Origin of the sequence: Buttiauxella sp. A111, assembly GCF_014189855.1 — a bacterium.
Classification (GTDB): Bacteria; Pseudomonadota; Gammaproteobacteria; order Enterobacterales; family Enterobacteriaceae; genus Buttiauxella; species Buttiauxella selenatireducens.
The window spans coordinates 162,399-183,779 of sequence record NZ_BJFN01000003.1 but is presented as its reverse complement, the minus strand read 5'-3'; the positions used below and the strand labels follow the sequence as shown (position 1 = coordinate 183,779).

General features: G+C 52.1%; 20 protein-coding genes. 13 read left to right on the top strand and 7 right to left on the bottom strand.

What is annotated here, in order from left to right:
• The first annotated feature begins 121 nt into the window (after positions 1 to 121).
• From BSPA111_RS10195 to modC, 5 genes are all read left to right on the top strand, one after another.
• Positions 122 to 1,768 carry a multidrug ABC transporter permease/ATP-binding protein gene (locus BSPA111_RS10195; RefSeq protein WP_183271058.1) on the top strand — a complete coding sequence of 549 codons (1,647 nt, stop codon included), beginning with the start codon at positions 122 to 124 and terminating at the stop codon, positions 1,766 to 1,768.
• 97 nt (positions 1,769 to 1,865) lie between these two features.
• Positions 1,866 to 3,293, top strand: a complete 1,428-nt coding sequence (mgtE, locus tag BSPA111_RS10190; protein WP_183271057.1) for a magnesium transporter — start codon at positions 1,866 to 1,868, stop codon at positions 3,291 to 3,293.
• A 122-nt stretch (positions 3,294 to 3,415) separates the two neighbouring features.
• Positions 3,416 to 4,195 carry a molybdate ABC transporter substrate-binding protein gene (modA, locus tag BSPA111_RS10185; protein WP_183271056.1) on the top strand — a complete coding sequence of 260 codons (780 nt, stop codon included), beginning with the start codon at positions 3,416 to 3,418 and terminating at the stop codon, positions 4,193 to 4,195.
• Positions 4,195 to 4,887 (top strand): molybdate ABC transporter permease subunit, encoded by a 693-nt coding sequence (gene modB / locus BSPA111_RS10180; protein ID WP_183271055.1) that lies wholly within the window; start codon positions 4,195 to 4,197, stop codon positions 4,885 to 4,887. The genes modA and modB overlap by 1 nt, the downstream gene beginning before the upstream one ends.
• Entirely contained in the window at positions 4,887 to 5,945 is a 1,059-nt protein-coding gene (gene modC / locus BSPA111_RS10175; protein WP_183271054.1) for a molybdenum ABC transporter ATP-binding protein ModC, read from the top strand. Before modB ends, modC begins: the two co-directional genes overlap by 1 nt.
• Positions 5,946 to 6,020: 75 nt before the next feature.
• Here the strand turns inward: modC and BSPA111_RS10170 are convergent, their stop codons facing one another.
• Positions 6,021 to 6,839 carry a pyridoxal phosphatase gene (locus BSPA111_RS10170; protein WP_183271053.1) on the bottom strand — a complete coding sequence of 273 codons (819 nt, stop codon included), beginning with the start codon at positions 6,837 to 6,839 and terminating at the stop codon, positions 6,021 to 6,023.
• Positions 6,840 to 6,981: 142 nt separating this feature from the next.
• Here BSPA111_RS10170 and pgl point away from each other — a divergent pair, with 142 nt between their 5' ends.
• A complete protein-coding gene (pgl, locus tag BSPA111_RS10165) occupies positions 6,982 to 7,980 on the top strand; it encodes a 6-phosphogluconolactonase (protein WP_183271052.1) in 999 nt (332 codons plus the stop codon).
• A gap of 74 nt (positions 7,981 to 8,054) precedes the next feature.
• Here the strand turns inward: pgl and BSPA111_RS10160 are convergent, their stop codons facing one another.
• The 4 genes from BSPA111_RS10160 to bioA form a co-directional block, all read right to left on the bottom strand.
• The gene (locus BSPA111_RS10160; protein ID WP_183271051.1) at positions 8,055 to 9,347 is read right to left on the bottom strand and encodes a putative acyl-CoA thioester hydrolase; all 1,293 of its coding nucleotides are present in this window, start codon (positions 9,345 to 9,347) and stop codon (positions 8,055 to 8,057) included.
• Between the two features lie 111 nt (positions 9,348 to 9,458).
• Positions 9,459 to 9,935 (bottom strand): kinase inhibitor, encoded by a 477-nt coding sequence (locus BSPA111_RS10155; RefSeq protein ID WP_183271050.1) that lies wholly within the window; start codon positions 9,933 to 9,935, stop codon positions 9,459 to 9,461.
• Between the two features lie 15 nt (positions 9,936 to 9,950).
• The gene (locus BSPA111_RS10150) at positions 9,951 to 10,631 is read right to left on the bottom strand and encodes a type 1 glutamine amidotransferase domain-containing protein (protein ID WP_183271049.1); all 681 of its coding nucleotides are present in this window, start codon (positions 10,629 to 10,631) and stop codon (positions 9,951 to 9,953) included.
• Between the two features lie 68 nt (positions 10,632 to 10,699).
• The gene (gene bioA, locus BSPA111_RS10145; RefSeq protein WP_183271048.1) at positions 10,700 to 11,989 is read right to left on the bottom strand and encodes an adenosylmethionine--8-amino-7-oxononanoate transaminase; all 1,290 of its coding nucleotides are present in this window, start codon (positions 11,987 to 11,989) and stop codon (positions 10,700 to 10,702) included.
• Between the two features lie 89 nt (positions 11,990 to 12,078).
• On the opposite strand from bioA, the gene bioB reads away from it, so the two are divergent.
• From bioB to BSPA111_RS10115, 6 genes are all read left to right on the top strand, one after another.
• The gene (gene bioB, locus BSPA111_RS10140) at positions 12,079 to 13,119 is read left to right on the top strand and encodes a biotin synthase BioB (RefSeq protein WP_183271047.1); all 1,041 of its coding nucleotides are present in this window, start codon (positions 12,079 to 12,081) and stop codon (positions 13,117 to 13,119) included.
• Positions 13,116 to 14,267 (top strand): 8-amino-7-oxononanoate synthase, encoded by a 1,152-nt coding sequence (gene bioF / locus BSPA111_RS10135; protein WP_183271046.1) that lies wholly within the window; start codon positions 13,116 to 13,118, stop codon positions 14,265 to 14,267. Before bioB ends, bioF begins: the two co-directional genes overlap by 4 nt.
• On the top strand, positions 14,251 to 15,009 hold the full coding sequence (gene bioC, locus BSPA111_RS10130; protein WP_183271045.1) for a malonyl-ACP O-methyltransferase BioC: 759 nt from the start codon (positions 14,251 to 14,253) through the stop codon (positions 15,007 to 15,009). Before bioF ends, bioC begins: the two co-directional genes overlap by 17 nt.
• Positions 15,002 to 15,685: a dethiobiotin synthase gene (gene bioD / locus BSPA111_RS10125; protein ID WP_183271044.1), complete on the top strand. Its 684-nt coding sequence runs from the start codon at positions 15,002 to 15,004 to the stop codon at positions 15,683 to 15,685. The genes bioC and bioD overlap by 8 nt, the downstream gene beginning before the upstream one ends.
• A gap of 171 nt (positions 15,686 to 15,856) precedes the next feature.
• Complete coding sequence (locus BSPA111_RS10120) at positions 15,857 to 16,120, top strand: hypothetical protein (RefSeq protein WP_183271043.1); 264 nt, start codon at positions 15,857 to 15,859, stop codon at positions 16,118 to 16,120.
• 17 nt (positions 16,121 to 16,137) lie between these two features.
• On the top strand, positions 16,138 to 16,656 hold the full coding sequence (locus BSPA111_RS10115) for an AlpA family transcriptional regulator (protein WP_183271042.1): 519 nt from the start codon (positions 16,138 to 16,140) through the stop codon (positions 16,654 to 16,656).
• A gap of 44 nt (positions 16,657 to 16,700) precedes the next feature.
• On the opposite strand, the gene BSPA111_RS10110 is transcribed toward BSPA111_RS10115, so the two are convergent.
• On the bottom strand, positions 16,701 to 17,411 hold the full coding sequence (locus tag BSPA111_RS10110; protein WP_183271041.1) for an ABC transporter ATP-binding protein: 711 nt from the start codon (positions 17,409 to 17,411) through the stop codon (positions 16,701 to 16,703).
• A gap of 816 nt (positions 17,412 to 18,227) precedes the next feature.
• Between BSPA111_RS10110 and uvrB the strand changes: the two genes are divergently transcribed.
• Positions 18,228 to 20,243: an excinuclease ABC subunit UvrB gene (gene uvrB, locus BSPA111_RS10105; RefSeq protein ID WP_183271040.1), complete on the top strand. Its 2,016-nt coding sequence runs from the start codon at positions 18,228 to 18,230 to the stop codon at positions 20,241 to 20,243.
• Positions 20,244 to 20,300: 57 nt separating this feature from the next.
• Here the strand turns inward: uvrB and yvcK are convergent, their stop codons facing one another.
• On the bottom strand, positions 20,301 to 21,209 hold the full coding sequence (gene yvcK, locus BSPA111_RS10100) for a uridine diphosphate-N-acetylglucosamine-binding protein YvcK (protein WP_183271039.1): 909 nt from the start codon (positions 21,207 to 21,209) through the stop codon (positions 20,301 to 20,303).
• Positions 21,210 to 21,381: the final 172 nt, after the last annotated feature.

Genomic DNA, 21,381 nt, shown 5'->3' with positions numbered 1-21,381 from the left:
GAGTAAACGTAGCCAACAAAGAGGCAGCGTGAAGTATGAAGGATAATAATAAGAATTATTCTTGCTGTTGATGGCGAGCCGTTTAAACTGCTCGCTGTTTTCGTTTTACGGGTCTTGAGTGATGGAACTTTTGCGTGTGGTTTACCGGCAGTATCGCTGGCCTTTCTTGATGGTGATGGCACTCAGTCTGCTCAGCGCGGCGTTAGGTATCGGGTTAATCGCCTTTATCAATCTGCGACTGATTGAAACGCCGGATATTTCTCTATCGGTATTACCCGAATTTCTTGGCCTGTTACTGCTGCTCATGGCGGTGACACTCGGCTCACAGTGGGCGCTGACCACACTCGGCCACCACTTTGTCTACCGTCTGCGTAGTGAGTTTATTAAACGCCTGATGGACACGCGTGTGGAGCGAATCGAAAAGCTCGGCAGCGCTGCGCTATTAGCCGGTCTAACCAGCGATGTCCGCAATATTACGATTGCATTTGTGCGCTTACCTGAACTGGTACAAGGCATTATTTTGACCCTGGGTTCAGCGGCTTATCTGGCGTGGCTGTCACCGAAAATGCTCGGCGTGACAGCACTTTGGGTCGCAGTCACCATTTATGGCGGCTACGTGCTGGTGGCGCGAGTATACAAACACCTCGCGCAACTGCGTGAAATTGAAGACCAGTTGTACAACGATTATCAGACCGTCATTGAAGGTCGCAAAGAATTGGCGTTAAACCGCGAACGTGCGGAGCGTGTCTATGAAGATACTTATATTCCCCACGCCAATGACTACCGTCGCCATATTATTCGCGCTGATACCTATCATTTGAGCGCGGTTAACTGGTCGAATATCATGATGCTCGGCGCCATCGGCCTGGTATTCTGGATGGCCAACAGCCTCGGTTGGTCTGATACCAATGTCGCGGCCACCTTTTCCCTGACGCTGCTGTTCCTGCGCACGCCGATGCTGTCCGCGATTGGCGCTCTGCCCACGTTGCTGACAGCGCAAGTGGCATTCAATAAACTGAATAAATTCCATCTTGCGCCATACAAAGCTGAATTCCCGCGAAGCCTTGAACCGGCTCGCTGGCAAACGCTTGAGATGCGTGATGTGGTGTTCCAGTATGCGGATAACACCTTCTCCGTTGGGCCGTTGAATCTCAACATTGAGCGTGGTGAATTGCTGTTCCTGATTGGCGGAAACGGCAGCGGTAAATCGACGCTGGCGATGTTGCTGACCGGGCTTTACCAGCCGGTATCCGGTGCAATCTATCTGGATGGCAAAAAGATTGATGCCAGCAATCAGGATGACTATCGCAAACTGTTTTCTGCGGTGTTTACCGACGTTTGGCTGTTTGATCGCCTGCTGGGACCGCAAGGCGCGCAAGCTAATCCAGAATTAGTGTCGAGTTGGCTTGAACGCCTGAAAATGAGCGAAAAACTTGAACTGGAAAACGGCACAATCCTGAATCTGAAGCTCTCAAAAGGGCAGCGCAAACGAGTGGCGTTGCTGCTGGCGCTGGCTGAAGAGCGCGACATCATTTTGCTTGATGAATGGGCCGCCGACCAGGACCCGCATTTCCGTCGCGAGTTTTATCAGGTGCTGCTACCGCTGATGCAGCAAATGGGCAAAACCATTTTTGCCATCAGCCATGACGATCACTATTTTGTGCATGCCGATCGGTTGCTGGAAATGCGCCAGGGACAGCTGAGTGAATTAACGGGACATGAACGCGAACATGCGTCGCGCGATGCGGTCGCCCGAACGGAAAACTAATCTCCATCATGTAAACCAGCCTTAATCGGCTGGTTTTTTGTTTTCTGTGCCACGAAGCGCTATAACTTAGCGGGTCGCAATTAGGGAAAATGGCCAGATGTCTGTCACTCAAAAGTACAGCACTAAACAGCGTGCGCAAGACCGAGCGCGAATCCTCCAGATTCTTTTAACCAATAAAGCGGTTGCCACCGGTATTCTCGGTAAACTCCCGCAGCCCGATGCCCATACTCCTGAGCAAGATATCGCCGAAATCGTGGCGCTGGTGGCCAGACTGCCCGCGGGCGATCTGGCCGACGTATTAGAAGCACTCCCCTCCGAAGAGCGTCATGCATTGTGGAGCCTGGTCAAAGAGGACCAGCGCGGCAAAGTATTGATTGAAGCCTCGGAAACCGTCTGGGACGACTTGATTGAAGGCATGAGCGATAAAGCTCTGCTTAATATTATTCGCCCGCTGGATATCGACGACCAAATCTACCTTGCACAATATCTGCCTCGCGATTTGATGGGGCGTTTGCTGGCAACCCTGCCGCAAGAAGAGCGCGCTCGCGTCAGGCAAGTGCTGCACTACGAAAAACACAGTGTCGGCGCGATCATGGATTTCGAAGTGATCACGGTGCGAGCCGATGTCACGCTGGCGGTAGTGCAACGTTTTCTGCGCTTACGCGGTAAAGTGCCGCAAAACACCGATAAAGTTTTTGTTACCACGCGCGATAAAACGCTGCTTGGGGAGTTGGGACTCACCACCATTTTGCTGCACGCGCCGCAAACGTTGGTGCTGAATGTGATGGACGATAACCCTACCTGTTTTGCTCCCGAAGACCACGATGAAGCCGCAGCGCGAACATTTGAGCGCGATGACTTAATCAGTGCGGCGGTTATCGACAGTAGCGGCAAACTGATTGGCCGCCTGACCATCGATGAAATCGTCGATGTGGTTTATGAAGAAACCGATAACGATTTGCGCCGTATGGGTGGCTTGAGCGCCGAAGAAGACGTGTTTGCCCCGGTCAGCAAAGCGGTTAAAGCGCGTTGGGCCTGGCTTGCCCTTAATTTGTGCACCGCATTTGTCGCCTCGCGCGTTATCGGCTTGTTTGAACATACGATTTCACAACTGGTGGCTTTAGCTTCGCTAATGCCGATTGTCGCGGGCATCGGCGGTAACACCGGAAACCAAACCATTACCATGATTGTGCGAGCGCTGGCGCTGCAACATATTCAGCCGGGGAACTTCTCTTTCCTGGTGCTGCGCGAACTGGGCGTGGCGTTAATTAACGGCATCATCTGGGGCGGCGTAATGGGGTGCGTCACCTGGTTACTTTACGATGACCTCGCTTTAGGGGGCGTCATGACGCTGGCGATGGTACTCAATTTGCTCGTGGCATCGCTGATGGGCGTGTTGATCCCAATGATCATGACGCGCATGGGCAAAGACCCGGCGGTCGGCTCGAGCGTGATGATCACCGCCATCACGGACACCGGAGGCTTCTTTATATTCCTCGGCCTTGCGACCCTCTTCTTGCTGTAATCACCGCCGCTTGAACGACCTCGGCGGGTAAACTTTCCGTTCGCCTTGCCGATAAGTTCTGTAAATTCCGTCTTAGTACCGTTATATTATGTCGTACATAACGAAACTCAATGGAGTAACACATGGCTAAGCAGTGGGTACGTCTGGCATTCGGCGCGGTATTGAGCGCCACTCTGGTAGGGCAAGCCTTCGCCGATAACAGCAAAATCACGGTATTTGCTGCGGCATCGTTGACCAATGCGATGCAGGATATTGCGACGCAATATCAGAAAGGCAAAACCGTTGAAATCGCCTCTTCATTTGCTTCATCGTCCACGCTTGCGCGTCAAATTGAAGCGGGTGCTCCGGCCGATTTATTCATATCTGCGGACCAGAAATGGATGGATTACGCGGTGAGCAAAGACGCGATTAAAACAGATTCTCGTGAAACACTGCTCGGCAACAGCCTGGTAGTTGTCGCACCGAAATCCAGTAAAATTGGCGATATTGCGATTAACGCTAAAACTGAATGGGCTTCATTGCTGAAAGGCGGCCGTCTGGCGGTGGGTGACCCTGATCACGTTCCGGCAGGTATTTACGCTAAAGAAGCGCTGCAAAAATTAGGCGCGTGGGATACGCTATCGCCAAAACTTGCTCCGGCAGAAGATGTACGTGGCGCGTTGGCGCTGGTGGAACGTGATGAAGCACCGCTTGGTATTGTGTATGGCTCTGATGCGGTCGCAAGCAAAGGCGTGAAAGTTGTCGGGACTTTCCCTGAAGATTCTCATAAGAAAGTGGAATACCCGATTGCCATTGTGAAAGGCCACGACACCCCAACCGTGAGTGCCTTTTACACGTATCTGAAAGGACCGGAAGCGGCAGCTATCTTCCAACGTTACGGATTTACGACAATAACAAAATAATGATATTAACCGATCCCGAATGGCAGGCAGTACTGCTGAGCCTGAAAGTCTCTACCCTTGCGGTGCTGTTTAGCCTTCCTTTTGGGATCTTCTTTGCCTGGGTGCTGGTGCGTTGCCGCTTCCCGGGCAAAGCTTTACTCGACAGTATTATCCATCTTCCGTTAGTGCTCCCACCTGTTGTTGTTGGTTACTTACTGCTGATTGCGATGGGGCGGCGGGGTGTGATTGGAGCCTGGATTTACGACGTCTTCGGTATCACGTTCGCCTTTAGTTGGCGCGGCGCGGTGCTTGCGGCGGCGGTGATGTCCTTCCCGCTGATGGTGCGAGCGATTCGCCTGGCTCTCGAAAGTGTGGATATGAAGCTCGAACAGGCAGCTCGCACGCTCGGCGCGGGACGTTGGCGGGTGTTTTGCACGATTACGTTACCCTTGACGTTGCCGGGCATTATTGCCGGAACCGTGCTGGCATTTGCTCGCTCGCTGGGCGAGTTTGGCGCCACCATCACCTTCGTTTCCAATATCCCCGGTGAAACACGCACCATTCCTTCTGCGATGTACACACTGATTCAAACCCCTAGTGGCGAAAATGCGGCGGCGCGTTTGTGCGTGATTTCAATTGTGCTGGCGCTGGCGTCATTGCTGGTTGCGGAATGGCTTGCACGACAGAGCCGTAAGCGGATAGGGGCAGTCTGATGCTGGAGCTCAATTTCGTTCAGACGCTGGGCGAGCATCGTCTTGAGATAAATGAAACCTTACCGGGGCAGGGAATTACCGCTATTTTTGGCGTTTCAGGCGCGGGTAAAACCTCGTTGATTAACGCGATCAGTGGTCTGACTCATCCACAGCAAGGCCGCATTGTCCTTAATGGCCGCGTGCTGAGTGATGCAGAAAATAAGCGTTTTTTGACACCGGAAAAACGTCGCATTGGTTATGTATTCCAGGATGCGCGCCTGTTCCCACATTACCGTGTGCGTGGAAACCTGAAATATGGCATGCCGAGAAGTGCTGCCGGGCAGTTCGATAAACTGGTGGCATTACTGGGGATTGAACCGCTTCTGGACCGATTCCCGTGGAGTTTGTCCGGTGGCGAAAAACAGCGTGTGGCGATTGGCCGCGCGTTGTTAACCTCGCCTGAATTGCTGCTGCTCGATGAGCCACTGGCCTCGCTGGATATCCCACGTAAACGCGAATTGCTGCCCTATCTGCAACGCCTGGCGCGGGAAATCAATATCCCGATGCTGTATGTCAGCCACTCGCTGGAAGAGATCCTGCATTTGGCGGATAAAGTCCTGGTGCTTGATGCTGGCGCAGTAAAAGCCTTTGGTCATCTTGAAGAGGTGTGGGGCAGCAGCGTGATGCACCCGTGGTTGCCCAAAGAGCAGCAAAGTAGCGTGTTAAAAGTGACTGTGCTGGAACACCATCCGCATTACGCGATGACCGCTCTGGCGCTTGGCGACCAGCATCTGTGGGTCAATAAACTGGATAAACCGTTACAGTCCGCGTTACGCATTCGCATTCAGGCATCGGACGTTTCGTTGGTTCTCCAGCCACCGGTCAATAGCAGTATTCGTAACGTGTTGCGGGCGAAAGTTGCCCAATGTTACGACGATGAAGGGCAGGTGGAAGTCCAGTTGGAGGTGGGTTCAAGGACGTTGTGGGCGCGGATTAGCCCGTGGGCAAGGGACGAGCTAATGATAAAACCGGGTCAGTGGCTGTATGCGCAAATCAAAAGCGTCTCAATTACCGCCTGATATTTTGTCGGATGTCGCTTACGCTAATCCAACCTACGGTCTGTAGGACGGATTAGCCAGGCGACATCTACCGCTTTACAGCAAATGCTTATAAATCGTCTCAGCAATACCGGTTTCCAGGTTGGTTCCAATCACCAAATCGGCACGCGCTTTAATCGCCTCATCGGCGTTCCCCATCGCGACACCCAACCCTGCGCTTTCGAGCATACTCAAGTCATTAAAGTTATCGCCAAAGGCAATGACCTGACTCATTGATAAGCCCTGAGATTCAACCCATTGCGCTAATCGATTACCTTTGCTGTTGCCGCGTTGTGCCACATCGACCTGATCATGCCATGACCACTCGCAAGACAAGCCAAGCTCATGTTCCACCACTTCGGCGAAGTTCTGCAATTTCACCGTATCTTCATCAGTCAGCGCAAATTTCCAGATTGCGTCCACTTCATGCGCGGCTTCGCGCAGAGAAGCCACATGGCGGAACACCGGGCGCTGCGCTTCCGGTAAGGATTTTGCCCAATTTTCTGTACGCAAAACATGACCTGTTGCTTCCTGATACAGCATGGCATCATCGACATACATCAGCCCATGAACGTTGTGGGTATCAAGCAAATCAATCAACTGATTAGCTTGCTGAGGTTGTAATGGATCAGACGAAAGTACCTTTTTTGCATGATAATCATACAAATAGGTCCCATTACAGCAAATTGCAGGTGTATCCAGGTTCAGTGCCTGATAAAAAGGATGGATGGCAACATGATGACGGCCTGTCACAATGACAACTTTCACGCCAGCGTCACGTGCGCGCTGTAATGCTGTCAGTGATTCAGGAAGAATAGTTTTTTGCGGCGTGAGTAGCGTGCCGTCGAGATCAAGGGCGATTACGCGAAAAGTCATTTAGGGTTCCAGTCAAATTCAGAATCATAAGGCCTGTGCCGATGTTACACCGCTTGCAGCGTTGTTCAAAATCCCAACACGAAGCAGCAATTGGCACTACCCTTGTGACTATTACTCAAGACGTTGGTAGGAGAGAGATTCCATGAAACAAACAGTCTATACCGCTAGCCCGGAAAGCCAGCAAATCCACGTTTGGCAACTTAACTCCAGCGGCGAGTTAACTCTGGTGCAGGTGGTGGATGTTGCAGGTCAGGTTCAGCCGATGGTGATCAGCCCCGACAAACGTTATCTGTACGTAGGTGTGCGCCCTGAATTTCGCGTCATTGCTTACCGCATTGCGCCGGACGATGGCATGCTCACCGAAGCGGGTGTAACGGCGATCCCTGGCAGCCCAACGCACATTTCGACCGACCGTCAAGGCCGCTTCCTGTTCAGCGCGTCTTACAATGCGGGCAGCGTTAGTGTGGTGAGCCTGAGCAACGATGGTTTACCAGGTGAAGTGGTTGAAGTGGTGGAAGGTTTAGAAGGTTGCCACTCTGCCAATATTTCCCCGGACAATCGCACCTTGTGGGTTCCGGCGCTGAAACAAGATCGCATCTGCCAGTTTACCCTGTCTGACGACGGTCATCTGGTCGCACAAACTCCGGCGGAAGTGACCACCGTTGAAGGGGCTGGCCCACGCCATATGGTGTTCCACCCGAACCAGCAATACGGTTACTGCGTTAACGAATTGAACGGTTCTGTCGACGTGTGGGAACTGAAAAATGCCTACGGCAAAATTGAATGCGTGCAAACGCTGGATATGATGCCTCCAGGCTTCTCTGACACCCGTTGGGCCGCAGATATTCACATCACACCTGATGGTCGTCACCTGTATACCTGCGACCGTACTGCCAGCATCATCACGGTATTCAGCGTCTCTGAAGATGGCAGTGTCCTGGCCGTCGAAGGCTATCAGCCGACCGAAACGCAGCCACGCGGCTTTAACGTTGATCACTCAGGTAAATATTTGATTGCCGCGGGCCAAAAATCTCACCATATCGCGGTGTATCAAATCACCGGTGAGCAAGGTTTACTGGAAGAGAAAGGCCGTTATGCCGTTGGGCAGGGGCCGATGTGGGTGGTCGTTAACGCACACTAATACCCGTCATACTTAAAGTTGCATAAAAAACCTCGCCGCGGCGAGGTTTTTTGTTTTAAGCAAAGCGCGGATGTTTACTCAGCAACGACCTGGCTACCTACGCCACGGTTGTTAAATTCCCACATGCGGTTTGCGTTAGCATCATTCAAATCGCGCTGGATTGCGTCTTTCTCGCCCTTCGTTCCGGTGTTACCGGTGAATGGACGTTTAGAACTGGCGGCATCACCCCACGGCTTCGCGATATTGAAACCTTCGTTAATCACGCTATCACGGATAACCACCTGGCCGTTTGAAGTCTGGCCTGCGGTATAACCATTTTCAGTCGCTTCAACATCCCAGGCGCGACCCAACTGCGCGTCACCCGCTGCGGTAAAGCGGCTGTTAATCGCAAGGAAACCGTAATAAATATTTGGCAGCGTTGCCGGAGCAAACACAGAACCCTCTTTAGTACGGCTGTTTACCAGACGGAAATCGGTATTCTCAAACACCACCGCACCGCGGCCTGCAACCACATCCACATCACCTTCAATGTAGCTGTTGGTGACTAATGTGCGTGGCTGACGGTCATTCAACAGGCGGTTTTGAACATCGCTGTTGGTCACAAAGAAGGTGTTCTGACGACCTAACAGGTGAACATTGTTCAGCTGGACTTTATCGCCATCGGTACGCAATGCGACGGCCTGATGGTTACCGGCATCAACGCTGTCACCCAGCGTGTTAGCGATGGTCAGGTTTTGCAGCTGTAAGCCATTGTTCTGTGACCACACAGCAGCAGAGCACATAATACCTACGGTCGCGCTACGCTTGCTCTGGCAGCTATCAAACATGTACCACGCAGGTTTACCCGGCATATATTTACCTGCTGGGTTAACCGCACGACGCCAGGTGTTTACGTCGATTTCAGAGTCCAGCGGCATGGTGATTTTTACATCGCTGGCATTGTCGGTCGTGCCATATAGCGTCACGCTGCCAGAGCCTGCCGGAATATAAACAGTGCCGACATATTCGCCAGGCTGAATCGCGATGTACTGGCGGGTATTGCTGTGTTTCATAATGGCGGCATCAACGGCGGCCTGAATAGAGGTGTGCGTCACACCTGCGCCACCCGCTGCACCCACGACAAAATCAGGCTGCTGAGGAATGCGAATAGACGACGGTGCCCATGGCGCTTCATCTTTATTCTTTGATGAGAAGTAGCGCGCCTGAACAAAGTTCTGAGCTTCATCGGAAGATAAAATCGGACGAGATTGAGTGCCTGGCGCCGCTTGAGTAGAAGGGCGCTCATCTGGCGATGTAGAACTACAGGCAGAGAGCGCCACAGCAAAAGCGAGCACGGCTGCCCGGCGAGAAACAGAGAATGTGTTCAAGGGTTGCTCCTTGCAGTGCAAGTTTAAAAGGGGATCTTAAAGCCTGCTTTTTTATACTAAGTTGAGCGAAACGGGAAGCCGATTATGCAAATCGGCTTCGTAAAGATAGGATTAATTGAACATAGCGGTAATAGAGGCGCTGCCTAACGCGTGGAAATGGACGTTAAAACCGACCATTGCGCCAGAAGCGGTGTCGCCGACATCCAACGTTTCAACGTCCAGGGCGTAAACGGTGAAAATGTAGCGGTGTGATTCCCCTTTTGGTGGTGCCGCGCCGCCGTAACCGGGTTTGCCAAAATCGGTCCAGGTTTCTCTTGCAGGTTCAGGTAATTGAGCAAGCCCTGAGCCAGCACCTTGCGGCAAAACACGGGTGTCGGCGGGAAGATTTATCACCACCCAATGCCACCAGCCCGAACCCGTTGGTGCGTCAGGATCGTAACTGGTCACGACAAAACTTTTCGTTCCCGCCGGGACATCGTCCCATGCTAAATGCGGGGAAATATTATCGCCATCGTATCCCATGCCATTAAATACCTGGCGCCAGGGAAGTTTATCCCCTTCTTTGAAATCCTGGCTTATCAGTTTCATAGCCGCTCCTGAGGGTTAGAGATTCAGTAACTTCAACAATTCTTCGGCGGCAATGGCTGATGACGCTGGGTTTTGACCGGTCACCAGATGCCCGTCAACGACCGCATATTCTCCCCAATCATCAGTGCGCTCAAACAACCCACCGGCTTTTTTCAGTTCATCTTCCACCAAAAATGGCACGATTGCCGTCAGGCCAACGCCATCTTCTTCACTGTTGGTAAAACCCGTCACCCGTTTACCTTTAACCAGCGGTGAGCCATCCGGTTTTGTCACATTGCGCAAAACCCCTGGCGCATGGCATACCGCGGCAACGGGTTTCCCTGCGGCCCAAAATTGCTCAATCAGTGTTATCGAGTGTTTATCTTCTGCCAAATCCCACAACGGCCCATGGCCGCCGGGATAAAACACCGCATCAAAATCTTCAGCGCTGACGCTGTCGAGTTTTACGGTATTGGCTAACCGTTGTTGTGCGTCGGAATCATGACGGAAACGACGGGTGTCATCAGTTTGCGCATCTGGCGCATCGCTTTTGGGATCAAGCGGCGGCTGCCCACCTTTTGGTGAGGCGAGGGTGATTTTCAGACCTGCATCGCGAAAGACATAATAGGGCGCGGCAAACTCCTCAAGCCAAAAGCCTGTGGGTTTGCCGGTATTGCCCAGTTGATCGTGCGAGGTTAAAACCATGAGGACCTTCATCTGATTCTCCCTTAAGGGCGTGAAACGATCCTCGAAGTGTAGTGCATCCGCGAGCGGCTTGCTGGTGCTCAGCTTTTGAAAAATGCAGGATTTTCCACCGCATTTGCCACGGATTTAATCAGTTTTGCCAGTTGCTCATGCGCGATGACGTAAGGCGGCATCAGGTAAATCAGACGCCCGAAAGGACGGATCCACACGCCCTGCTCGACAAAGAACGCCTGAAGTGCCGCCATGTCCACCGGATGGTGTGTTTCCACGACGCCAATCGCGCCAAGCACGCGGACATCCGCCACTTGTGCGCAATCCTGCAACGGTTTCAGCCCCGCCAACAACTGCTCTTCTAGTGCATTCACTTGCTGCTGCCACTCGCCTGATTCAAGTATCGCGAGGCTTTCGCTCGCCACCGCACAGGCTAACGGATTGCCCATAAACGTTGGGCCATGCATAAAGCATCCGGCTTCACCATTGCTGATGGTGTCTGCCACCAGGCGCGTGGTCAATGTGGCGGAGAGTGTCATGGTGCCGCCGGTCAGCGCTTTACCAAGACATAAAATATCCGGTGAAATGCCCGCATGCTCGCAGGCAAACAGCTTGCCAGTGCGACCAAAGCCGGTTGCTATCTCGTCGGCAATCAGCAAAATCCCTTCGCGGTCGCACATGCGACGAATGCGCCTGAGCCATTCAGGATGATAAAAACGCATTCCGCCGGCACCCTGAACGATCGGCTCAAGGATGACGGCCGCGATTTCATGACGATGTGCGGCCATTAAACGTGCGAATGGCACAATGTCCATCTCATCCCACTCGTCGTCAAAGCGGCAGTTTGGTGCAGGTGCAAACAGATGCTCAGGGAGATATCCCTGCCACAAGCTGTGCATCGAATTATCGGGATCGCAAACCGACATCGCGCCAAAGGTATCGCCATGATAACCGTGGCGGAAGGTGAGAAACCGCTGGCGGGGCTCGCCTTTGGCATGCCAGTACTGCAATGCCATTTTCATTGCCACTTCAACGGCAACAGAGCCGGAGTCGGCAAGGAAAACGCATTCAAGATTTTCCGGCGTCATGGCGACCAGTTTGCGGCACAGCGCAACGGCGGGCGGGTGTGTGATACCGCCAAACATCACATGCGACATCTGCTCAATCTGATCTTTCATCGCTTGATTCAGGCGCGGGTGATTGTAGCCATGGATCGCCGCCCACCACGATGACATCCCATCAACAAGGGCTTTACCATCAGCAAGTTGCAGTTCGCAGCCCGTTGCCGCCACCACCGGATAAACCGGTAACGGTTGGGTCATGGAAGTGTACGGGTGCCAGATATGTTGTTGGTCGAACGCTAAATCAGCAGGGGTCATAGGGTGACTTGTAAACCATTTAAAAAAGATTTAGGTTTACAAGTATAACGTCAATCAACGGCTAACAACACCCTTTTTGGAGACGCCCAATGGCTCACCACGCACGCTGGTCAATGTCGCAGGTCACTGCTTTATTTGAGAAACCTTTCCTCGAACTGATGTTTGAGGCGCAACAAGTTCACCGTCAGCACTTTGATCCCCGTCATGTTCAGGTCAGCACATTGCTGTCGATTAAAACCGGCGCTTGCCCGGAAGACTGTAAATATTGCCCACAAAGCGCGCGATACAAAACCGGTCTTGCGTCCGAACGTTTGATGGAAGTTGAGCAGGTTCTGGACTCGGCGCGTAAAGCGCTAAACGCCGGTTCTACCCGTTTCTGCATGGGCGCGGCCTGGAAAAACCCTAACGATCGCGATATGCCGTACCTTGAACAAATGGTGCAGGGCGTGCGCGAAATGGGACTGGAAACCTGCATGACGCTTGGCACGCTAACCGATTCCCAGGCGCAGCGCCTCGCCAACGCAGGGCTGGATTACTACAACCATAACCTCGATACCTCGCCAGAATTCTACGGCAATATTATTACCACTCGCACCTACCAGGAGCGTCTCGACACGCTGGATAAAGTGCGCGGTGCCGGGATTAAAGTGTGCTCAGGCGGCATTGTTGGTTTGGGTGAAACGGTGACTGACCGTGCCGGATTGCTGCTGCAACTTGCCAATTTGCCGACGCCGCCAGAAAGCGTGCCGATTAATATGTTGGTAAAAGTGAAAGGCACACCGATGGCGGATAATGAAGACGTCGATGCGTTTGATTTTATTCGTACTATCGCCGTGGCGCGCATCATGATGCCAACGTCATTCGTGCGTCTTTCTGCCGGGCGCGAACAGATGAGTGAGCAAACTCAGGCCATGTGCTTCATGGCGGGTGCCAACTCGATTTTCTACGGCTGCAAACTGCTTACCACGCCAAATCCTGAAGAAGACAAAGACCTGCAATTGTTCCGCAAATTGGGGCTTAACCCGCAACAAACGACGACTCACGCGGGCGATAACGAACAACAGCAGCAACTGACCGATCAATTGCTTTCAGCAGATACGGAGAATTACTACAACGCGGCGGCTGTATGAGTTGGCAGCAACGAATTGATAGCGCCCTTGAACAACGGCGCACGAATGACAGTTTCCGTATTCGTCAGGTGAATGAGCAAGGGAGCGGGCGCTATCTTGTTCAAAATGAAATTCGTTACCTGAATTTTTCCAGCAATGACTACCTGGGAATGAGCCACCATGCGGAGGTCATTCAAGCCTGGCAGCAAGGGGCTGAGATTTACGGTGTCGGCAGTGGCGGCTCGGGGCATGTCACGGGCTATCACCAGGCGCATCAACACTGTGAACAGCAGCTTGCGGATTGGCTCGGCTATCCTCGTGCGCTGCTGTTTATTTCAGGTTTTGCGGCGAATCAGGCGTTGATTGCGGCGCTAACTGAAAAATCAGATCGGATTATTGCCGATAAGCTCAGCCATGCCTCGCTTCTGGAAGCCGCAATGCATAGCCCGGCGCAACTGCGGCGTTTTGCGCATAACGATGTGCAATCACTGCAAACTTTGCTGGCGCAACCCATTGACGGCCAACAACTGGTCATTACCGAAGGGGTGTTCAGCATGGATGGTGATGCTGCACCGTTGGCTGATATCGCCAGGGCCAGCCGTGACGCAGGGGCATTGTTGATGGTTGATGATGCTCATGGCATCGGTGTTGTGGGGAGAGAAGGGCGAGGAAGTTGTGACCAGCAACAAATTAAGCCAGATTTGCTGGTCGTGACCTTCGGAAAAGCATTTGGCATCAGTGGTGCTGCGGTGCTGTGCAGTGAGTCGCTCGCTGATTATCTGCTCCAGTTTGCCCGACATCTCATTTACAGCACAGCAATGCCGCCAGCCCAGGCCTGCGCGTTAACGGCTGCGTTGCAGGTGATACGTCGTGATGATGCAAGACGGAGGCAATTGCAGGCCAATATCGCCCATTTCCGTGCCGGGGCGGAAAAGTTACCGCTGAAATTAATGGCCTCGCAAACGGCTATCCAGCCAGTGATTGTCGGTGAGAATCAGGCGGCGGTGAACCTTGCTGCCACGCTGCGCGAGCGCGGATTTTGGCTGACGGCAATTCGCCCACCCACGGTGCCACCCGGCACGGCGCGGCTGCGTGTGACGCTGACTGCAAGCCATACCCGCGAGGATATCGACCTGCTTCTGGAGGCGCTGTATGACGCAACACGTTAACAAAGCTGCCGTCGCGGCGGCATTTGGACGCGCGGCAACCACCTATGACAGTCACGCCGAATTGCAACGCACCAGTGGTGAATTGCTTGCCGACATGCTTGAAGGACGACGCATCGCTACGATGCTGGATGCGGGATGTGGCACTGGCTGGTACAGCCGCGCATGGCGCAAAAAAGGCTGCTATGTGACCGCGTTGGATCTCTCACCTGACATGCTGAATTATGCTGCACAACAGGAGTCGGCAGATGGTTATCTCGAAGGTGATATCGAGGCAATCGCACTGCCCGATGGGCAAGTGGATTTAGCCTGGAGTAATCTGGCTGTGCAGTGGTGCAATGATTTACGCAGTGGTTTGAGTGAACTTTACCGCGTCACTCGCCCTGGCGGTTGCGTGGCATTTACCACGCTTGCTGCGGATTCACTAAGCGAACTTCATACCGCGTGGCATGCGGTGGATGAACGCTCTCATGCGAATCAGTTTCTCTCGTTTGAGCAGATTCAGAATGCTTGCGGAGGTTGGCGTTGTTCCCTGCAAGTCCACGAGATTAGCCAGTCCTACGTCAGCGTAATGAGCGCCATGCACTCGCTAAAAGGCATTGGAGCAACGCATCTGCATGATGGACGCAAAGCGTCATTGATGACCCGCCAACAATTACAAAAATTAAGTCTCGCCTGGCCACAAAAAGAGGGGCAATTCCCCCTGACCTGGCAGCTCGTTTGTGGAGTAATAGAACGTGATTAAAAGATGGTTTGTGACCGGAACCGATACCGAAGTGGGTAAAACTGTCGCCAGTTGTGCATTGCTGCAAGCCGCAACGCTCGCGGGTTACCGCACTGCGGGCTATAAACCGGTGGCCTCTGGCAGCGAAATGACGGCAGCAGGTATTCGTAACAGCGATGCGCTTGCATTGCAGCGCAATAGCAGCGCCACATTAGTCTATGAACAGGTCAATCCGTTTGCCTTTCTGGAGCCGACATCACCGCATATTGTGAGCGCGTTAGAAGATCGACCTATCAAGTTTTCGCAGCTATCAGCAGGGCTTGAAGCGCTCTCTTCACACGCTGACTGGTTACAGGTTGAAGGGGCGGGAGGCTGGTTTACACCACTTTCACAGACCGCTACTTTCGCCGATTGGGTTATCCAGGAGCAGTTGCCCGTCATTCTGGTTGTTGGGGTGAAACTGGGCTGCATTAACCATGCAATGCTTACTGCTCATGCGGTGAAAAATGCAGGCCTGCATCTGGTGGGTTGGATTGCCAATGACGTTCAGCCAACGGGGAAACGCCACGCAGAATACATCGCCACGTTGCGCGATGTGTTACACGCCCCCATGTTGGGTGAAATTCCGTTTTGCCCGCAACTTAGCGAGCAAACGGCGCTCGGTCACTATCTGGATATTTCTCTTCTTTCTGCATAACTCGCAGATCTTTTGATCATTTCTGCAACGCCCGGAAAATATTTCGGGCGCGCTTCCTGATGCGTTCAATTGTCCATTCTTCCGCTTGAACATTAAACCGAAGCGAGTAAATTACTTTTAAATTTATGTTGTCACATGACAACTTTTTTGCGAGTATGCTCAGGAGGTTTTATGACACGGCGTTTACACCCGAATAAGGATATCGAAGCCGCATTAAGCTATGCCGAGTGCCAGGGCTGGCAAGTGCGTCCTGGCGGTGCGCACTGTTGGGGGAGGATGTATTGCCCCTGGAATAACAAAGCCTGTCGCTGCGGTGAGTTTTGTATTAGTTGCATATGGAGCTCGCCACGTAGTGCTTATAACCACGCCAGGCAAATACGTCGTGTCGTCGATAACTGTAGCCAACAAGGCATTCCGCCCACCATCAGACATTGAGTTTCAAGGAGCAGAACATGTCAGAATTTAGTTTCACATTGATTTTTACCTTGCCAGAAAAAGGCCAGGATCCCGCAGAATGGGTAGAGGCGTTAGGCGCACAAGGCTGTGATGACGCACTGGTTGGTGTGGGAGTGACCGGGCGCATAGCGCTGAATTTCACCCGCGAAGCGCAAGAGGCAAGGCTGGCCGTGGTGTCCGCCATCAAAGACGTAAAGCGAATTATTCCAAGTGCAGTATTGGTCGAAGTGATGCCCGATTTAGTTGGGCTAACGGATATTGCCGAACTGCTGGGATTTTCACGCCAGTATATGCGTAAAGTGATGGTCAGTCGGGAGGCATTCCCTCAACCCGTGCATGACGGGAAAACCGCTATCTGGCATCTGGAACCGGTGTTACGTTGGATGCGCGAAGCTGGGGTGTCGAAAGTCCCTTTGCCGCTGGTGGAGCTCTCCGCCGTGACACGACAATGCAATTTACAACGGGAACTTGCCGATCTCGATAAAACTGTACAGAAGCAGTTAGGGCAGTTGTGACGGCAAAACCGGACTTTCCATTCTTGCCGTCGGTTGGCTCGCCATCATGGGTCAATCCAACTGGAAACCAGTTTGTCATCTAACTGTGCGACATGACCTTGAGCGACGTTACGTCCACGGTGGAGCAAGCAGAAGCGGTCGGCTACACGGCGAATAAAGGGCAACCGTTGTTCGACCAACAGGACAGTCAGCCCAAAGTCACGGCTTAGCCGCCGAATAATATTACCGAGATCATGAATAAAACGCTGACCGCTACCGAAAGTGGGTTCATCGAGAATCAGCAGTTTTGGTTCGGTCACTAGCGCCCTTGCTAATGCCAGTTGCTGCTGAAGGTCGCCCGACAACTCGCCTGCGCGCACGTGGCGCAAGTTGTAAAGTTCAGGAAACAGTTCATAGATCATGGATGGGATAGCGCGTGGCCGTTCACGGGCCGCCAGCAGTGCAATTTGCAGGTTTTCCTCAACGCTCAGCTGGGAAAATATCCGCCGGTCCTGGGCGACGTAACTCATCCCGAGCGCCGCTCTGCCTTCAATCGGTTGCGTCAGTAAATCTTGTGGAGGGTGGCCAGCCTCAAGCCAGGTCATACTGCCACTCTGAACAGGCAAGTAACCGGTGATGCAGTTAACCAACGTCGTTTTACCCATCCCAGGTGCACCCAGCACACAGGTGCATTGGCCTGGTGTCAGCTCAAGATCCAGATTCCACAGAATATGACTTTCACCATAAAACTGATTAACAGCTCGCAGACTCAACATCGATACTCTCCTTCGGACAGGGTTAAGAACGCGCATTAACATCCGCTATGCGATCCAGGACGAGTAAAACAGTGCAATTCCCTTGCCACTAACCTTTTTGCGCGCTGGAACATTGCAACTTTGGGAAAAGGCTCATGAAAAAGGTTGAGGAAAGTTTCGCCATCTACAACTCGAAAAGCCGAATGCACTGTGTCAGTGCCTGGCCGTAGATAGGTTTGGTGCAATGTCTTCGGGCTGCTCCATGAGAATGCGCAATTCGTGAGCAAGATCATAAGAAATTGCGTGCCTTTAGCAGGTAAAAAAGGGGTGAAAATAATGCTGAAAAATATTTTTTGGGGCCGGCACAGAGATTTTAGGGTTTTTTGCGGTCTGCGCTGCAAAAGGGCTGAGAGCAGTTATCCACTATTCCTGTGGATAACCATGTGCATTAGAGTTAGAAAACTTGCGGTAAGCGAGGGCTGGCGCGGGTTACGCATGAATTGGCGCGAAACCAGACTTTTACAAATAGCTGTTTAAAATTAACGAGTTGAATAAAATCAATCGCTGCAATGAAAGTGCATCAGATGTTCCTTACGCTTTTATGACACTGCTTGACAATTGTTAAAAGGTAAAAAAATCTGGGGATAACCATTTAGGTCAGCTGAAATCGCTGAAAGAGGAATGTTTTACCTCCAAACCAGACGGCAGCGAGAGGCGATATCATAAACAACAGTGCAAGGAACTGGTTTTTCATCCAGTATCTTTTTCTGGCAAAATTTCCTGTGCCGAGTAAAATTATCCTCCGGCCCGCTCGTTTCTTCATCAGGTAGCCTCTTCATGAGTAAAGCGTTCAAATTAAATTCAGCCTTCAAACCTTCTGGCGATCAGCCCGAAGCCATACGTCGCCTTGAAGAGGGTCTACAAGACGGGCTTGCCCATCAGACGTTATTAGGTGTGACGGGCTCCGGTAAGACCTTTACCGTGGCGAATGTGATTGCTGATTTGCAACGCCCTACGATGGTGCTGGCGCCGAACAAAACCCTTGCGGCACAGTTGTACGGCGAGATGAAAGAGTTCTTTCCTGATAACGCGGTCGAGTTTTTTGTCTCGTATTACGATTACTACCAGCCAGAAGCCTACGTTCCGAGTTCCGATACGTTTATCGAAAAAGACTCATCGGTGAATGAGCATATCGAACAGATGCGTCTGTCTGCGACCAAAGCATTACTGGAAAGGCGCGATGTGATCGTGGTGGCTTCAGTGTCAGCGATTTACGGCCTGGGCGACCCAGATCTCTACCTGAAAATGATGCTGCATCTCACCAAAGGGATGATCATCGATCAGCGTTCTATTTTGCGCCGTTTGACCGAACTGCAATACACCCGTAATGACCAGGCTTTCCAGCGCGGGACTTTCCGCGTTCGCGGCGAAGTCATCGACATCTTCCCGGCAGAGTCGGATGATTTAGCGCTACGTGTGGAGCTGTTTGATGAAGAAGTGGAACGGCTTTCGTTGTTTGACCCACTGACCGGGCAGATAGACCAGGTTATTCAACGTTTCACCGTTTATCCAAAATCGCATTACGTCACGCCGCGTGAACGTATTGTGCAAGCCATGGAAGAGATAAAGGTTGAACTGGCAGACCGCAGAAAGGTCCTGCTGGCAAACAACAAATTACTTGAAGAACAGCGACTCACTCAGCGTACTCAGTTTGATTTAGAGATGATGAATGAGTTGGGCTACTGCTCGGGCGTTGAAAACTACTCGCGGTTCTTGTCTGGCCGTGGCCCTGGTGAGCCACCTCCAACACTTTTCGATTACCTGCCCGCAGATGGCCTGCTGGTGGTCGATGAATCACACGTCACCATTCCGCAAATTGGCGGGATGTATCGCGGCGACCGGGCGCGTAAAGAGACGCTGGTGGAATATGGCTTCCGTTTACCTTCAGCGCTGGATAACCGTCCGCTGAAATTTGAAGAGTTTGAAGCGCTTGCTCCGCAAACGATTTATGTCTCAGCAACGCCGAGCAACTATGAGCTAGAAAAGTCTGGAGGCGATGTTGTCGACCAGGTTGTCAGGCCAACCGGCTTGCTGGATCCGATTATCGAAGTGCGTCCTGTTGCGACTCAGGTTGACGACCTGCTTTCTGAAATTCGCAAACGCGTTGAAATTAACGAACGTGTTTTGGTCACCACTCTGACCAAGCGTATGGCCGAGGACTTAACTGAGTATCTGGAAGAGCATGGTGAGCGGGTGCGCTATCTGCACTCCGATATTGATACCGTTGAGCGTATGGAAATCATCCGTGATTTGCGCCTTGGCGAGTTCGACGTGCTGGTGGGCATTAACTTACTCCGAGAGGGGTTGGATATGCCTGAAGTGTCGCTGGTGGCGATTCTGGATGCTGATAAAGAAGGTTTCCTGCGTTCTGAGCGTTCACTCATTCAGACGATTGGCCGTGCGGCACGTAACATCAACGGTAAAGCCATTTTGTATGGTGACAAAATCACACCTTCTATGGCGAAGGCGATTGGTGAAACGGAGCGTCGCCGTGAGAAACAGCAGCGTTACAACGAAGAAAATGGCATTACACCGCAAGGGCTGAATAAAAAGGTCGTGGACATCCTTCAGCTTGGCGAAGGGATGGCGAAAACCAAAGGCCGTATGAAGAGCAAAGCGCGCAGCGTGATTGAAGATGATGAAATTATTCTGACTCCTAAAGCCCTACAGCAGAAAATTCATCAGTTGGAAGGGAAAATGCTGGAGCATGCGCAGAATCTGGAATTTGAAGAAGCTGCGCAGGTGCGCGATCAATTGCATCAACTACGGCAGTTATTTATTGCGGCGTCGTAATTATAAGCCATGAGGTGAGGGCGGGTAAGTCTGGTTTACCCGCCACGTATGAATTGTTTAACCGAGCTGCTGAATGGCTTTTTCCAGCGCCTGGCGAAGCAATTGCCGGTCGTGGCGATAACGAATATCACAAGCTTCCAGCGGTTCCTGAATCACGACCCGGTCGGTGATTTCGGAAACATCTACCTGGGGGCCAACCACCACGGCATCAATGATGCGCTTACCAACACGCTGCTCCATAATGTCCAGCGTTTGCCCAAGCGACAGGCTTGCGGCGGCGGTGCTTAACTCTTTTCCAAGATTACCGATAAACACCACTGGGGCAGGGGTGCGGCGCAGCGCCTGATCCATATCTTCCAGCAACAGTAATGGCATCAAACTGGTATAGAAACTGCCAGGGCCAATCAGAATCAAATCTGCTTCGGCAATCGCCTGTACAGCTTCACGAGTGGCATGGGCTTTCGGGTATAACGATAACTCCTGCGGCGGCGATGAAAGCTGATCAATATTCACCTCACCGTAAATAAAATGGCCGTCTGCATCTGTTGCCATTAAATCAACCGGTTGTTCGGACATCGGGATCAGAAACGCATCCACCTTAAGCAGGTTACGAATGAGATTTATGGCTTCCAAAGGGCGTACGCTCAGATGGTCTAGCGCCTTTAACATCAGATTTCCAAGGTTATGCCCTGAAAGCTCGCCATTACCGCCAAAACGATACTCAAACATCGCTGAAGCCACGCTCTGTTCAGTAATTAACTGATTTAAACAGTTGCGCATATCGCCCCAGGCAATGCCGCCTTCAGAGCGACGAATTCGCCCTGTAGAACCGCCATTGTCCGTGGTGGTCACAATGCCAGTTAAACGTGAGCCTAAAGAGGAGAGGGATGACATAACCCTGCCCAGACCGTGTCCACCGCCGAGAGCAACCACTCGGTCCAAATCAGCAAACGTACGATTGCGCATAACTATTCCTAATGACGAACTATCGAAATAAGGTAGCGTAAAAGATCTAAAAATACGATTCAGGCTCAAACGATAATGATGTATATCAATGCAAAAGTTCACTTTTCGCGTAGTCTGTTGCGAAATTGAGCAATTAGTTCGTTATGTATGTAATTATACAGCGAAAGCGGCT